Origin of the sequence: Enterobacter sp. JUb54 (assembly GCF_014298075.1) — a bacterium.
GTDB classification, from domain to species: domain Bacteria; phylum Pseudomonadota; class Gammaproteobacteria; order Enterobacterales; family Enterobacteriaceae; genus Klebsiella; species Klebsiella lignicola.
This window is the reverse complement of sequence record NZ_CP060418.1, coordinates 1,448,293-1,462,821: the sequence shown is the minus strand read 5'-3', so window position 1 is coordinate 1,462,821 and position 14,529 is coordinate 1,448,293. Positions and strand designations below refer to the sequence as shown.

Sequence of the window (14,529 nt, the reverse complement as noted above, 5' to 3'; positions counted from 1 at the left end):
GAGATGTCCCGGCAATGGTTAACGCTCGTGGCGATTCTGTTGGTTTATCTGCCGGTGGCGATCGATGCCACCGTGCTGCATGTCGCTGCGCCTACGCTCAGCATGTCGCTGGGCACCAGCAGCAATGAGCTGCTGTGGATCATTGATATTTACTCGCTGGTGATGGCCGGCATGGTGCTGCCGATGGGGGCGCTTGGCGACAAAATCGGCTTTAAACGCCTGTTGCTGCTCGGCAGCGCTATTTTTGGCGTCTCATCGCTGGCGGCGGCGTTTGCGCCCAACGCCCCGGCGCTGATTGCCGCCAGGGCGCTGCTGGCGATCGGCGCGGCGATGATCGTGCCGGCGACCCTGGCCGGTATCCGCAACACCTTTTCTGAGGCGCGTCATCGTAATATGGCCCTCGGCCTGTGGGCGGCTATCGGTTCCGGCGGCGCCGCCTTTGGCCCGCTGGTGGGGGGGATCCTGCTGGAGCAATTTTACTGGGGGTCGGTGTTCCTGATCAATGTGCCTATCGTGCTGGCGGTGATCGCCTTCTGCGCCCGGATGGTGCCATCGCAGCCCGCGCGGCGCGAACAGAAGCTCAAAATTACCCAGGCGTTAATGCTGATTGCGGCGATCCTGATGCTGATCTTCAGCGCTAAATCGGCGCTGAAAGGCCAGATGGCGCTGTGGATGACCGGGCTGGTGGCGCTGGCGGGTGCGGCGCTGCTGACCTGGTTCGTGCGCCAGCAGCTCTCCAGCAGCAACCCGATGGTCGATATGCGGCTGTTTACCCACCGCATTATCTTAAGCGGCGTCATGATGGCGATGACCGCGCTGATCACCCTGGTGGGCTTTGAACTGTTGATGGCCCAGGAGCTGCAGTTTGTCCACGGTAAAACGCCGTTTGAAGCCGGGCTGTTTATGTTGCCGCTGATGCTGGCGAGCGGATTTAGCGGGCCAATTGCCGGGGTGATGGTGTCGCGCCTCGGCCTGCGCCAGGTGGCGACCGGCGGCATGCTGTTAAGCGCCTTCAGTTTCCTGGGGCTGTCGGTGACCGATTTCAGTACCCAACTGTGGCAGGCGTGGGGGCTGATGATCCTGCTGGGCTTTAGCGTTGCCAGCGCGCTGCTGGCGTCCGGGGCGGCGATTATGGCGGCAGCGCCGAAAGAGAAAGCGGCGGCGGCGGGGGCCATTGAAACCATGGCCTATGAACTGGGGGCCGGTCTGGGGATCGCGTTGTTCGGCCTGATCCTGACCCGCAGCTACAGCTCGTCGATTGTGCTGCCCGCTGGTGTGGAAGGCCAGGCGGCAACTCAGGCCGCGTCGTCCATCAGCGAGGCCATTGCGCTGGCTCAATCGCTGCCGGCCATTCCGGCCCATTCGCTGATCGACGCCGCCAAAACCGCGTTTATCAGCGCCCACAGCGTGGTGCTGCTGACCGCCGGGGTGCTGCTGCTTCTGCTGGCGACCGGTATCTGGCGCAGCCTGGCAAAAGCGCCGGAGATGCAATAAGTCTACAGCTGGAGTGACAACTCCATTGCCGCCCGCCGCAGCGGGGCCAGCGCTTTTTCCCGCAGCGCGGCGGCGCTCATGGCGGGGGCGGGGGCGCCAACGTTCAGCGCCGCCACCACCTGACCGCTGCGCGACAGCAGCGGGACCGCCAGCGAACACAGCCCGACTTCAATTTGCCGGTCGGCGAGGGCATAGCCCTGCATCCTGACCCTGGCTATCTCTTCGCGCAATCCCGGTAGATCGCAGACGGTATGCGGGGTGTAGCGTATTAAATTCGCACGTGACAATGTCACTTCTAGCTGGTCTTCCGGCAGGGCGCTGAGCAGCACGCGCCCCATCGAGGTGGCCCATGCAGGAAGACGACTGCCGCGCCCGATGTCGACGCTAAGCAGATTGTTGACCGCCGCTCGGGCGATATACAGCACGTTATCCCCGTCGAGGGTCGCCGCAGAGCAGGATTCTCCCAGCGACTTGCCGAGATTATCCAGCGCGGTTTGCGCCACCTTTGCCAGCGGCGTACCGGCCAGATAGGCGTGACCCACCGCCAGCACACGCGGCAGCAGTTCATAGCTGCGCCCGTCCGGGCTGTGCACCATTCCCAGCGCGGCCAGGGTGTACAGGCAGCGGCGAACGGCGGCACGGGAAATTTGCGTTTTCTGGCTGAGCTGCGAGATGGTCAGCCGCTGACGCTGGGGAGTAAAGGCATTGAGAACTTCCAGCCCGCGCGCCAGGGACAGCATAAAGTTGGGGTCATGCTCGGCCTGCCTGGCGCTGAGGGTGGTTGGCGGTGTTGCGCTCATTGAATTCCTCTCCATTCGAAGCCAAAAGCTCACGGGGCACCACTATACCGCGCGTAAAAATGGCGGTGATGGAATGTGCCTGTTTTCCCACTCGGATCACATTATTAACCTCAATTTAACAAGCGCGTCGATAATCGCACAACATTTCGATTATCGCCGTTGACCATTTCCCCGGCTCGCCCCTATTGTCAAAGGCATCGTCACCCCTCGTTATGAATGGGGGTACAAAAAGTTATGTATTTAACCTTCAGGAACAGAACATGACCGCGACCGTAGAACGCATTGAAAGCTGGCTGGTTGACCTGCCGACTATTCGTCCGCACAAACTCTCCATGACCACCATGGGCTGCCAGACGCTGGTGATTGTCCGCATTACGCGCTCGGACGGCATTTGTGGGATTGGCGAAGCGACCACCATCGGCGGTCTGAGCTACGGCGTGGAAAGCCCGGAAGGTATCGCTTCGGCCATCACCCATTACCTGACGCCGCTGCTCAAGGGCCAACCGGCAGATAACCTCAACGCCCTGACCCAGCGCATGAACGCCGCCATCAAAGGCAACACCTTCGCTAAATCAGCCATTGAGACCGCGCTGCTGGATGCTCAGGGTAAGGCGCTGGGGCTGCCGGTGTCGGCGCTGTTGGGCGGTGCGCTGCAGACCTCGCTGCCGGTGCTGTGGACCCTGGCGAGCGGCAATACCGATAACGATATCGCCGAAGGCGAAAGGCTGCTGGCCGAACGCCGCCATCAGGCGTTTAAGTTAAAGATTGGCGCCCGCGAGTTAGCCACCGACCTGCGTCATACCCGGGCGATCGTCGAAGCGCTGGGCGACCGCGCCAGCATCCGCGTTGATGTCAATCAGGCCTGGGACGCCACCGCGGCGGCGAAAGGCTGTCGTGAGCTGGCGGCCATGGGTATCGATTTAATTGAGCAACCGGTCAGCGCCCAGGACAACGCGGCGCTGGTGCGCCTCAGCCACAACATTGAGACAGCGATCCTCGCGGATGAAGCGGTGGCGACCCATTACGATGGTTATCAGCTGGCGCAGCAGGGCTTTAGCGGCGCCTATGCATTGAAAATCGCCAAAGCGGGCGGCCCGGCCAGCGTATTAGCGCTGGCACGCGTGGCGCAAGCGGCGGGTATCGGCCTGTACGGCGGCACCATGCTGGAAGGGACCGTCGGTACGGTGGCCTCGCTTCACGCCTGGTCGACGCTGCCGCTGCAGTGGGGCACCGAAATGTTTGGCCCGCTACTGCTGAAAGACGACATCGTCAGCGTGCCGCTCTCCTTCGTGGACGGGCAGGTCGCGCTGCCGCAGACCCCGGGTCTGGGCGTCACGTTGGATGAAGATAAATTGCAGTTCTACGCGCGCAAAGCGTAGCGCATCACAGGAGAAAACCGATGCTGTTTAAAGTGGATATGACCGTCAATATTCCGCTGGGCTATCCGGCCGACGAAATTGACGACATTAAGCAACGTGAAAAAGCCTATTCGCAGCAATTACAGCGTGAAGGCAAATGGCGCCATATCTGGCGGGTGGCAGGGCTGTACGCCAACGTCAGTATATTCGATGTGCGTGACGCCGAAGAATTACATCAAATTTTAATGGGTTTGCCGTTATACCCGTTTATGGAAATACGCGTCGAGGCATTGTGTCGCCATCCCTCCTCAGTACGCGAAGACGATAGCTAATAAATAATAAGAAACCTCACGCCGGTTATTCCGGCGTACACCCTACAAGCAACCTGCAAGCAATAAGTGAGAATCACAATGAAAAATTCTTTCGTACAACAAGACGCCGTGCAGAAATTATTACGTGAAAGTGCTGGGTTAAATGTGCCTGGTGGTAATGAGCGCTTTAAAGCCATTGTGCATCGGGTGCTGGAAGATATGTGTAGCCTGATCGACGATTATAATGTGACCCAGGAAGAGTTCTGGCATGCGGTGAATTATCTGCATGAACTGGGTGGCCGTCAGGAGGCCGCACTGCTGGCGGCGGGTCTCGGTCTTGAGCACTTCCTCGATCTGCGCCAGGATGCCATTGACGCCGCCGCGCACCAGGAAACCGGCACGCCGCGCACCATCGAAGGCCCGCTGTACGTCGCCAATGCGCCACTGGCCGACGGACACACGCGGATGGATGACGGCAGCGATGCCGGCGAGGTGATGTGGCTCCACGGCCAGGTACGTGATACCCAAGGCCGCCCGGTCGCCAATGCGATCGTCGATATCTGGCACGCCAACACCCTCGGCAACTACTCGTTCTTCGACCAAAGCCAGGGCGAATATAACCTGCGCCGGCGGATCCGCACCGGCGCCGATGGCCGCTACAGCGTGCGCAGCATTATGCCTTCCGGCTACGGCTGCCCGCCTGACGGCCCGACCCAGAAGCTGCTTGACCAGCTGGGTCGCCACGGTAATCGTCCGGCACACATTCATTTCTTCGTCTCCGCGCCGGGCCACAAGCATTTAACCAGCCAGATTAACCTCAGCGGCGATAAGTACCTGTGGGACGACTTCGCCTTTGCGACCCGCGACGGCCTGATTGCCGACCCGGTGAAAATCACCGACCGCGAGCTGATTGCCCAGCGCAAACTTGACGGCGAGCATACCGAAGTGTGCTTCGACTTTACGCTGTGCAAGGCGCAAAACGCCGACCAGGAACAGCGCATCAGCCGCCTGCGCGCGCAGGAGTAACTGCCGGTACACCCCCGGACCGCTGCGTCCGGGCTGGTGAATCTTGTTATCGCCCGGCCCGTATTGCGCGGCCGGGGATATTCCCGAATTAATTATTCTTTCTGAACTCATTGATTCCTGAATTCTGCAGGAGGGCTAAGCTCATGCAAAAAACATTCACCCTGTTAAAAGATAAAATCAGCAATGCCTTAATTGTTGATCGCCAGAATCATGTATATCGTTGCCACCGCTCGATCTTCACCGACGAGCAGTTATTTGATTTTGAAATGAAGCATATATTCGAAGGCAACTGGGTATTTCTCGCCCATGAAAGCCAGATCCCGGAAGCGGGCGATTATTTTACCCTGACGCTGGGGCGTCAACCGGTGATTATTACCCGCGATAAAAAAGATCAGCTGCATGCCTTAATTAACAGCTGCGCCCACCGTGGCGCGATGTTATGCCGGCGCAAAACCGGCAATAAAAACTCGTTTACCTGTCCGTTCCACGGCTGGACCTTCAGCAATAACGGCAAACTGCTGAAAGCCAAAGATGAAAGCACCGGCGGCTATCCCGACAGCTTTAAACATGAAGGATCACACGATCTTAAAGCCTTGCCGCGCTTCCAGTCGTATCGCGGTTTCTTATTCGGCAGCCTCAGCGAAGACGTACAGCCGCTGGAACAGTATCTCGGCGAAACCTGCAAAATTATCGACCTGATGGTCGACCAGGCCGCAGAAGGGCTGGAGGTCCTGAAAGGCTCCTCAAGCTATGTCTACGAGGGTAACTGGAAGCTGGGAGCGGAAAACGGCGCCGACGGCTATCACGTCAGCGTGGTGCACTGGAACTACGCTTCCACCATGTCGCGCCGCAACTATGAGGCCGAAGGCACCCATTCCGTCGATGCCAACGGCTGGTCGAAGAGCCTCGGCGGCGGTTACGGTTTTGAAAACGGCCATATGCTGCTGTGGACCCGGGCGCTGAACCCGGAAGTGCGCCCGGTGTTTGCTCACCAGGCGCGCCTGCAGGCCGAATTTGGCGAGCTTCGCGCCGACCAGATGGTCAACGAAACCCGCAACCTGTGCCTCTATCCCAACGTCTATTTAATGGATCAGTTCTCGACGCAGATCCGCGTGATCCGCCCGATTGCCGTCGATAAAACCGAAGTCACCATCTGGTGTTTCGCCCCCAAAGGGGAGTCGGACCAGGCGCGAGCGCTGCGCATCCGCCAGTACGAAGATTTCTTTAACGTCAGCGGCATGGGGACGCCGGACGACCTCGAAGAGTTCAGCGCATGCCAGCGCGGCTATCTTGGCGAGAACCTCGCATGGAGCGACCTCAGCCGCGGGGCGTTGCACTGGGTCGATGGCCCGGATGAGCACGCGCAGCACGCCGGGTTTACCCCGCTGCTGAGCGGCGTCAAGTCGGAGGATGAAGCGCTGTATATCGCCCATCACCACCACTGGCAAAACGTGATGCTGGCGGCGCTGGATAAAGAACAGCAGCGCTACGAGCAATCCATTACCCAACGTGTGGAGGTGGTGTGATGCTGAGCCTCGAACACGTTCGCCAGTTCCTCTATTACGAAGCCCGCCTGCTGGACGACCGTCAGTGGGACGAATGGCTGACCTGCTACAGCCCGAAAGTGGTGTTCTGGATGCCGGCCTGGGGCGACGACGACAAGTTGACCCGCGACCCGCAGCGCGAAATCTCGCTGATCTACTACCCGAACCGTGACGGGCTGGAAGACCGCGTATACCGAATTAAAACCGAGCGCTCCGGCGCCAGCACGCCGGAACCGCGGACCACCCATATGATCAGCAATGTGGAGCTTCTCGGCGAGACCCCGCAGGGCATCGAAGTGCGCTACAACTGGGTCACCTACAGCCACCGCTACCAGCACACCGATGCCTATTTTGGCTCGACCTGCTGCACACTGACGGAAGTGGACGGCAAACCGCAGATCCTGCGCAAAACGGTGCGTCTCAACAACGACTACATCCGCCAGGTGATTGACGTTTACCATATTTAAGAGGTGGCTATGTTTACTATCGCACTCAATTTTGAAGATGGCATCACCCGCTTTATCCACTGCAATGCCGGAGAAAAGGTGCTGGATGCCGCCTATCGCCAGAAGGTTAATTTGCCGATGGACTGCTCGGACGGGGTCTGCGGCACCTGTAAATGCCACTGCGCCAGCGGCGAGTACGGTATGGGAGATGACTATCTGGAGGAGGCGCTGAGCGAGGACGAAGCCGATGCCCGTCAGGTGTTGACCTGCCAGATGGTGCCCACCAGCGACTGCATCATTGATGTCCCGGTCGCGGCAGCGCAGTGCAAAACAGCCCTGACCAGCATCGGCGCAGAGATCGTAGAGGTCACGCTGCTATCGGACACCGCCATTGAACTGGTGGTGAACCTGGACGAGGCGCTGGCCTTTTTACCGGGGCAATACGTGTCGATTCAGGTGCCGGGAACCCCTCACAGCCGCGCCTATTCCTTCAGTTCGCTGGCCGGCGAGCGTGAAGGGCGCTTCCTGATCCGTAACGTCCCCGGCGGTATGATGAGCCAGTGGCTGACCCAAAAGGCGCAGCCGGGCGATCGCCTGACCCTGAGCGGCCCGATGGGCAGTTTCTACCTGCGCAACGGCGAACGTCCGCTGCTGTTGCTGGCGGGCGGTACCGGCCTGGCGCCGCTGCTGTCGATGCTGCACACCCTGGCGCGGCAAGGTAATACCCGCCCGGTGACGCTGCTGTACGGCGTGACCCGGGATTGTGACCTGGTGAAAACCGAGGCGCTGGAGGCCTTTGTCGGCCAGCTGCCGGGCTATCGCTGGCTGCCGGTGGTGGCCGATGAGCACAGCGCCTGCCCGCAGCGCGGCTTCGTTACCGAACATCTTGATGAGGCGATCCTCAACGACGGCGATGTGGACATTTACCTGTGCGGCCCGCCGCCGATGGTGAACGCGGTATCTACCGCGCTGCGTGAACGGGGAATTAACCCTGCCGGTTTCTGGTACGAGAAATTTAACGCCAGCCAGAGTGCGGCGGCATAAGGAGTGGGTATGCGTTTTCAACATAAAGTGGTGGCGATCACCGGCGCCGCGCAGGGCATCGGACGCCAGACCGCCGAGCAGGCCGCCCGCGAAGGGGCGAAGCTGTTGCTGATTGACCGCTCGGGCTATGTCCACGAGCTGGCGGCCACGCTGGTGCAGCAGGGCAGCGAAGTGCTGGCCATTGAGGCGGATCTTGAACAGTGGGAGAGCACCGAGCAGGCCTTTGCCACCGGCGTCGCCCATTTTGGCTGCCTCGATGTGGTGATCAATAACATCGGCGGCACGATTTGGGCGCGACCGTTTGCTGAGTATCAGCCGGACCAGATCGAAAAAGAGATCCGTCGCTCGCTGTTTCCGACCCTGTGGGGCTGCCGGGCGGCGCTTCCGTGGATGCTGAAACAGGGGAAAGGCAGCATTGTGAACGTCTCGTCTGTCGCCACGGCGGGGGTTAACCGGGTGCCGTACTCTGCGGCGAAAGGCGGGGTCAATGCCCTGACCCGTTCCATTGCCATGGAGTACAGCCACAGCGGGATCCGCATCAACGCCGTGGCGCCGGGCGGCACCGATGCCCCGGCGCGGGTAACGCCGCGCAACAGCGAAACGCCGACGGCGCAGGAGCAGGCATGGTATCAGCAGGTGGTCGATCAGACCGTCGACAGCAGCCTGATGCATCGCTACGGAACGCTGGCGGAACAGGCGAACGCGATCCTGTTTCTCGCCAGCGATGAGGCCAGCTATATCACCGGGGTGACGCTACCGGTGGCCGGTGGCGACCTCGGCTAGCGCCGGGTGGCGGACCAGCAGAGCAGGGAGCCGGCGCAGACCATGCCGGCCCCTTGCCAGAATGACCAGGATAACGCCGCGCTGAGCAGCACCGCCGCCAGCGCCGACGAGAGCACCGGCGTGAAGTAGGAGGCGGCGGCCAGCAGGCTGACGTTGCCATTGAGGATCCCGACGTTCCAGGCGGCATAGCCGAAACCTAACGCCACTGCACACATCACCAGCTTCACCACCACCGGCCAGCTGAACAGCATCGGCGGTTGCTCGCTGAACAGGAATTTCAGCCACAGGGTCAGGGCGGTTAATAAGACAAACAGGGTAATGCCGTTGTGGCCTTTCGCATATTTGGCGGTGACCGTGCAATAGGTCGCCCAGATAAAGGCGCCAATAAACGCCAGAATATAGCTCAGGGGGCTGGAAATGACGTTGCGGGAAATTTCATCAACATTCAGACCGTGCTCACCGCCTAATACCCAGACGACCCCAAGTAGCGCCAGCAGCAAGCCGGGAATAATCAGCCAGTTTGTTTTTTGGCGATTAAACAAAATGGCAAATAAAATGGTCAGGCTGGGCCAGAGATAATTCACCATGCCGACTTCAATGGCCTGCTGGCGGCTACCGGCAAAGCCTAACGACAGCGCCAGACACAGCTCATAGCTGACGAACAGCACGCTACCGGCCAGCAGATAGCGGCGCGGGATCTGCCGCAGGCGGGGAAAACCGACGGTCACCAGCAGCAATAACCCGCTGAGTGTATAAATCATTGCCGCGCCGCCCACCGGGCCTAACCCTTCGCTGACCCCACGAATTAAACCAACCATCGTACTCCATAGCACAATGGCGGCCAGGCCGATCAGCGTTGCTTTTTTCTTTTCCATGTCCAACCAGACAGCAATATTTATCAAGAGTCGATTTATAACATTTTTTTATTCCCGGTGGTCCCTATTTTCCATTCGGCGTAATACCTAGGGAGTAAGCAACGCCGGCGCCCCTGACTATTAAGGGGGCGTCGCTTTTCGACATTGATTTGACGCAAAAAAAACGCCGACATTGCTGTTAATTTCCCTGGCGATAAACATGCATCCTGAAGGGAGAAAACCAATGGACGTCAGCCGCAGAAGGTTTTTCAAAATCTGCGCAGGCGGTATGGCCGGAACCACCGCTGCTGCGCTGGGCTTTGCACCCAAAATGGCACTGGCTCAGGCGCGAAATTATAAATTATTGCGCGCCAAAGAGATCCGCAACACCTGCACATACTGCTCCGTGGGCTGCGGGCTATTAATGTATAGCCTGGGCGACGGCGCGAAGAACGCCAAAGAAGCGATTTACCATATCGAAGGGGACCCGGATCATCCGGTAAGCCGGGGCGCGCTCTGTCCGAAAGGCGCGGGGCTGCTCGATTATGTGCACAGTGAAAACCGTCTGCGTTACCCGGAATACCGCGCGCCAGGATCGGATAAATGGCAGCGCCTCTCCTGGGATGAGGCCTTCAGCCGCATCGCCAGACTAATGAAAGCCGACCGCGATGCCCACTTTATCGAAACCAATGAGCAGGGGGTAACGGTCAACCGCTGGCTGTCTACCGGGATGCTGTGCGCCTCGGCGGCCAGCAATGAAACCGGCATGCTGACGCAGAAGTTTGTGCGCTCCCTCGGCATGCTGGCGGTGGATAACCAGGCGCGCGTCTGACACGGACCAACGGTAGCAAGTCTTGCTCCAACATTTGGTCGCGGTGCGATGACCAACCACTGGGTTGATATCAAAAACGCTAACGTCGTGATGGTGATGGGCGGCAACGCCGCTGAGGCCCATCCAGTGGGATTCCGCTGGGCGATGGAGGCAAAAAACAATAACGATGCGACGCTCATCGTCGTTGACCCGCGTTTCACCCGTACCGCATCGGTAGCCGATATCTATGCGCCGATTCGCTCCGGCACCGACATTACGTTCCTGTCGGGGGTGCTGCTGTACCTGATTGAAAATAACGCCATCAATGCCGAGTACGTCAGGCACTACACCAACGCCAGCCTGCTGGTGCGCGATGACTTTACCTTCGACGACGGCCTGTTCAGCGGTTATGACGCGGAAAAACGCCAGTACGATAAATCCTCGTGGAACTACCAGTTCGATGAGAACGGCTACGCCAGACGCGATGACACCCTGAACCACCCGCGCTGCGTGTGGAACCTGCTGAAGCAGCACGTTTCCCGCTATACGCCGGAGGTCGTGGAAAACATCTGCGGCACGCCGAAAGCCGACTTCCTTAAAGTATGCGAAGTGCTGGCCTCCACCAGTGCGGCGGACCGGACCACCACCTTCCTGTATGCTCTTGGCTGGACCCAGCATACCGTCGGGGCGCAGAACATCCGCACCATGGCGATGATCCAGCTGCTGCTCGGCAACATGGGAATGGCGGGGGGCGGCGTCAACGCCCTGCGCGGACACTCCAATATCCAGGGCTTAACCGACCTCGGCCTGCTGTCGACCAGCCTGCCGGGCTACCTGACGCTGCCGTCGGAAAAACAGACCGATCTGCACAGCTGGCTGACGGCCAATACCCCTACGGCAACCCGGCCCGATCAGGTCAACTACTGGAGCAACTATCCGAAGTTTGCGGTCAGCCTGATGAAATCGTTCTACGGCGACGCGGCGCAGAAAGACAACGACTGGGGCTTTAACTGGTTGCCGAAATGGGACCAGGCCTACGACGTTATCAAGTATTTCAACATGATGGATAACGGCAAGGTCTCGGGATATATCTGCCAGGGCTTTAACCCGGTGGCCTCCTTCCCGGACAAAAACAAGGTCGTGCGCAGCCTGAGCAAGCTGAAGTACATGGTGGTTATCGACCCGCTGGTCACCGAAACCTCCACCTTCTGGCAGAACCACGGCGAGATGAACGATGTGGATCCGGCGGCGATTCAGACCGAAGTGTTCCGTCTGCCTTCCACCTGTTTTGCCGAAGAGGACGGTTCGATTGCCAACTCCGGGCGCTGGCTGCAGTGGCACTGGAAAGGTCAGGATGCGCCGGGGGAAGCACGCAACGACGGCGAGATTCTGGCCGGCATTTATCACCGTCTGCGCGAGATGTATCGCCGCGAAGGTGGCAAAGGCGCCGAACCGCTGCTGAAGATGCGCTGGGACTATCATCAGCCGGATCATCCGCAATCGGAAGAGGTGGCGAAAGAGAACAACGGTTACGCGCTGGCGGACCTCTACGACAGCAACGGCACGCTGCTGGCGAAAAAAGGCCAGCTGCTGAACAGCTTCGCGCTGCTGCGTGACGACGGCACCACCGCGTCATCGTGCTGGATTTACAGCGGCAGCTGGACGGCGCAGGGCAACCAGATGGCGAACCGTGATAACGCCGACCCGTCGGGGCTGGGCAACACCCTCGGCTGGGCCTGGGCCTGGCCGCTCAACCGTCGGGTGCTCTACAACCGCGCCTCGGCGGATATCCACGGCAAGCCGTGGGACGCCAAACGGATGCTGATCCAGTGGGACGGCAGCCGCTGGAGCGGCAACGACATTCCGGACTTCAATAACGCCGCGCCGGGCAGCAACACCGGGCCGTTTATCATGCAGCCGGAAGGGCTGGGGCGTCTGTTTGCCCTCGATAAACTGGCGGAAGGGCCGTTCCCGGAACACTACGAGCCGATGGAAACGCCGTTGGGGACCAACCCGCTGCATCCACAGGTGGTCTCCAGTCCGGTGGTGCGGCTGTACGAGGAAGATGCCCGTCGTTTAGGCAAGAAGGATCGCTTCCCGTACGTCGGGACCACCTATCGCCTGACCGAGCACTTCCACACCTGGACCAAGCATGCGCGGCTTAACGCAATTGCTCAGCCACAGCAGTTCGTGGAAATCAGCGAAGGCCTGGCGAAAGCGAAAGGAATTGCCAACGGCGATCGCGTGACGGTCAGCAGCCAGCGCGGCTTTATTCGCGCGGTGGCGGTAGTGACCCGGCGTCTGCGTACGCTGCAGGTCCACGGTCAGGAGGTCGAAACCGTCGGCATCCCGCTGCACTGGGGTTATGAAGGGGTGGCGCAAAAAGGCTATATCGCCAATACCCTGACGCCAAACGTCGGCGATGCCAACTCGCAAACGCCGGAGTATAAGGCGTTCCTGGTCAACATCGAGAAAGCGTAAGGAGCGACTTTATGGCGATGGAAACACAAGACATTCTCAAACGCTCCGCCACCAACCCGATAACACCCGCGCCTCGTGCGCGGGACGATAAAGCGGAAGTGGCCAAGCTTATCGATGTGACCTCCTGTGTGGGCTGTAAAGCCTGCCAGGTGGCCTGCTCCGAGTGGAACGATATCCGCGACGAAGTGGGGCACTGCGTCGGGGTGTACGATAATCCCGCCGATCTGAGCGCCAAATCCTGGACGGTGATGCGTTTTAGCGAAACCGAGCAGAACGGCAAGCTGGAGTGGCTGATCCGCAAAGACGGCTGTATGCACTGCGAGGATCCGGGCTGCCTGAAAGCCTGTCCGTCCGCCGGAGCGATCGTGCAGTACGCCAACGGCATTGTCGATTTTCAGCAGGACAACTGTATCGGCTGCGGCTACTGCATTGCCGGCTGCCCGTTCAACGTGCCGCGCCTGAATAAGGCCGATAACCGGGTATACAAATGCACCCTCTGCGTGGATCGCGTCAGCGTCGGCCAGGAGCCAGCCTGCGTGAAAACCTGCCCGACCGGCGCCATTCATTTCGGCAGCAAGAAAGAGATGCTGGAGGTGGCGCAGGCGCGGGTCGACAAGCTAAAAAAACGCGGCTATCTGCAGGCGGGGCTGTACAACCCGCCAGGGGTGGGCGGTACCCACGTGATGTATGTGCTGCACCACGCCGACCAGCCAGAGCTGTATCACAACCTGCCGAAAAACCCGCAGATTGATACCAGCATTAACCTGTGGAAAGGGGCGCTGAAACCGCTGTCGGCGGCGGGCTTTATCGCTACCTTCGCCGGGCTTATCTATCACTACATCGGCATTGGCCCTAACAAGGAAGTGGACGACGACGAGGAGGAACATGATGCATAAATCGAAAATGATAGTGCGCACCAGGTTTATTGACCGCGCCTGTCACTGGACGGTGGTGATCTGCTTCTTTCTGGTGGCGCTGTCGGGAATTTCGTTCTTCTTCCCGACGCTACAATGGCTGACGGAAACCTTCGGAACGCCGCAGATGGGGCGCATTTTGCACCCCTTCTTCGGGGTGGCGATCTTCCTGGCGCTGATGCTGATGTTCGTGCGCTTTGTAAAGCATAACATCCCGGACAAGCAGGATATCCCGTGGCTTAAAGGCATCGTCGAGGTGCTGAAGGGCAATGAGCATAAGGTAGCCCGCGTCGGGAAATATAACGCCGGGCAGAAGATGATGTTCTGGACCATCATGAGCATGATTTTCGTGCTGCTGGTGACCGGGGTAATTATCTGGCGGCCTTACTTTGCCTCCTACTTCCCGATCCAGCTGGTCCGCTACAGCCTGCTGATCCATGCGACCTCGGCGATTATTTTGATTCACGCCATCCTGATCCATATGTATATGGCGTTCTGGGTCAAAGGGTCGATTAAGGGGATGGTCGAAGGGAAGGTGAGCCGTCGCTGGGCGCAGAAGCACCACCCGCGCTGGTACCGTGATGTCGAACGTCTGGAAGCGAAAAAAGAGAGCAGTGAAGGGATCGCCTCCCGGCGTTCCTGATCGTTATCTTTTGGCCTTCA

12 protein-coding genes and 1 pseudogene are annotated in these 14,529 nt (G+C 59.5%); 11 read left to right on the top strand and 2 right to left on the bottom strand.

The genetic code is table 11. From position 1 onward, the window contains the following. Positions 1-3 precede the first annotated feature (3 nt). On the top strand, positions 4-1,494 hold the full coding sequence (locus HF679_RS06670; protein WP_123754241.1) for a SmvA family efflux MFS transporter: 1,491 nt from the start codon (positions 4-6) through the stop codon (positions 1,492-1,494). Positions 1,495-1,496: 2 nt separating this feature from the next. Here HF679_RS06670 and HF679_RS06665 read toward each other — a convergent pair. Further along, a pseudogene (locus HF679_RS06665) lies at positions 1,497-2,385 on the bottom strand (IclR family transcriptional regulator C-terminal domain-containing protein). Between the two features lie 121 nt (positions 2,386-2,506). Between HF679_RS06665 and HF679_RS06660 the strand changes: the two are divergent. From HF679_RS06660 to HF679_RS06630, 7 genes are all read left to right on the top strand, one after another. Continuing rightward, positions 2,507-3,673: a muconate cycloisomerase family protein gene (locus HF679_RS06660; RefSeq protein WP_174508733.1), complete on the top strand. Its 1,167-nt coding sequence runs from the start codon at positions 2,507-2,509 to the stop codon at positions 3,671-3,673. A 20-nt stretch (positions 3,674-3,693) separates the two neighbouring features. After that, positions 3,694-3,984: a muconolactone Delta-isomerase gene (catC, locus tag HF679_RS06655; RefSeq protein WP_123754244.1), complete on the top strand. Its 291-nt coding sequence runs from the start codon at positions 3,694-3,696 to the stop codon at positions 3,982-3,984. Between the two features lie 78 nt (positions 3,985-4,062). Then, complete coding sequence (gene catA / locus HF679_RS06650) at positions 4,063-4,989, top strand: catechol 1,2-dioxygenase (protein ID WP_123754245.1); 927 nt, start codon at positions 4,063-4,065, stop codon at positions 4,987-4,989. 143 nt (positions 4,990-5,132) lie between these two features. After that, positions 5,133-6,515 carry a Rieske 2Fe-2S domain-containing protein gene (locus HF679_RS06645; RefSeq protein WP_123754246.1) on the top strand — a complete coding sequence of 461 codons (1,383 nt, stop codon included), beginning with the start codon at positions 5,133-5,135 and terminating at the stop codon, positions 6,513-6,515. Continuing rightward, entirely contained in the window at positions 6,515-7,000 is a 486-nt protein-coding gene (gene benB / locus HF679_RS06640; protein WP_123754247.1) for a benzoate 1,2-dioxygenase small subunit, read from the top strand. Before HF679_RS06645 ends, benB begins: the two co-directional genes overlap by 1 nt. 9 nt (positions 7,001-7,009) lie before the next feature. After that, positions 7,010-8,023: a benzoate 1,2-dioxygenase electron transfer component BenC gene (gene benC, locus HF679_RS06635; RefSeq protein WP_187042762.1), complete on the top strand. Its 1,014-nt coding sequence runs from the start codon at positions 7,010-7,012 to the stop codon at positions 8,021-8,023. A gap of 9 nt (positions 8,024-8,032) precedes the next feature. Continuing rightward, positions 8,033-8,806: a 1,6-dihydroxycyclohexa-2,4-diene-1-carboxylate dehydrogenase gene (locus tag HF679_RS06630; RefSeq protein ID WP_187042761.1), complete on the top strand. Its 774-nt coding sequence runs from the start codon at positions 8,033-8,035 to the stop codon at positions 8,804-8,806. Here HF679_RS06630 and yddG read toward each other — a convergent pair. Then, on the bottom strand, positions 8,803-9,681 hold the full coding sequence (yddG, locus tag HF679_RS06625; RefSeq protein ID WP_187042760.1) for an aromatic amino acid DMT transporter YddG: 879 nt from the start codon (positions 9,679-9,681) through the stop codon (positions 8,803-8,805). The two genes, HF679_RS06630 and yddG, sit on opposite strands and share 4 nt — an antisense overlap. 223 nt (positions 9,682-9,904) lie before the next feature. On the opposite strand from yddG, the gene fdnG reads away from it, so the two are divergent. Genes fdnG through fdnI form a run of 3 tightly spaced genes read left to right on the top strand, consistent with a single transcriptional unit; the run spans position 9,905 to position 14,509 of the window. Then, on the top strand, positions 9,905-12,952 hold the full coding sequence (gene fdnG, locus HF679_RS06620; protein ID WP_148060376.1) for a formate dehydrogenase-N subunit alpha: 3,048 nt from the start codon (positions 9,905-9,907) through the stop codon (positions 12,950-12,952). A gap of 11 nt (positions 12,953-12,963) precedes the next feature. Next, a complete protein-coding gene (gene fdxH, locus HF679_RS06615; RefSeq protein ID WP_154143787.1) occupies positions 12,964-13,848 on the top strand; it encodes a formate dehydrogenase subunit beta in 885 nt (294 codons plus the stop codon). Beyond that, on the top strand, positions 13,841-14,509 hold the full coding sequence (gene fdnI, locus HF679_RS06610; RefSeq protein WP_123754254.1) for a formate dehydrogenase-N subunit gamma: 669 nt from the start codon (positions 13,841-13,843) through the stop codon (positions 14,507-14,509). Before fdxH ends, fdnI begins: the two co-directional genes overlap by 8 nt. The last annotated feature ends 20 nt before the right edge of the window (positions 14,510-14,529 follow it).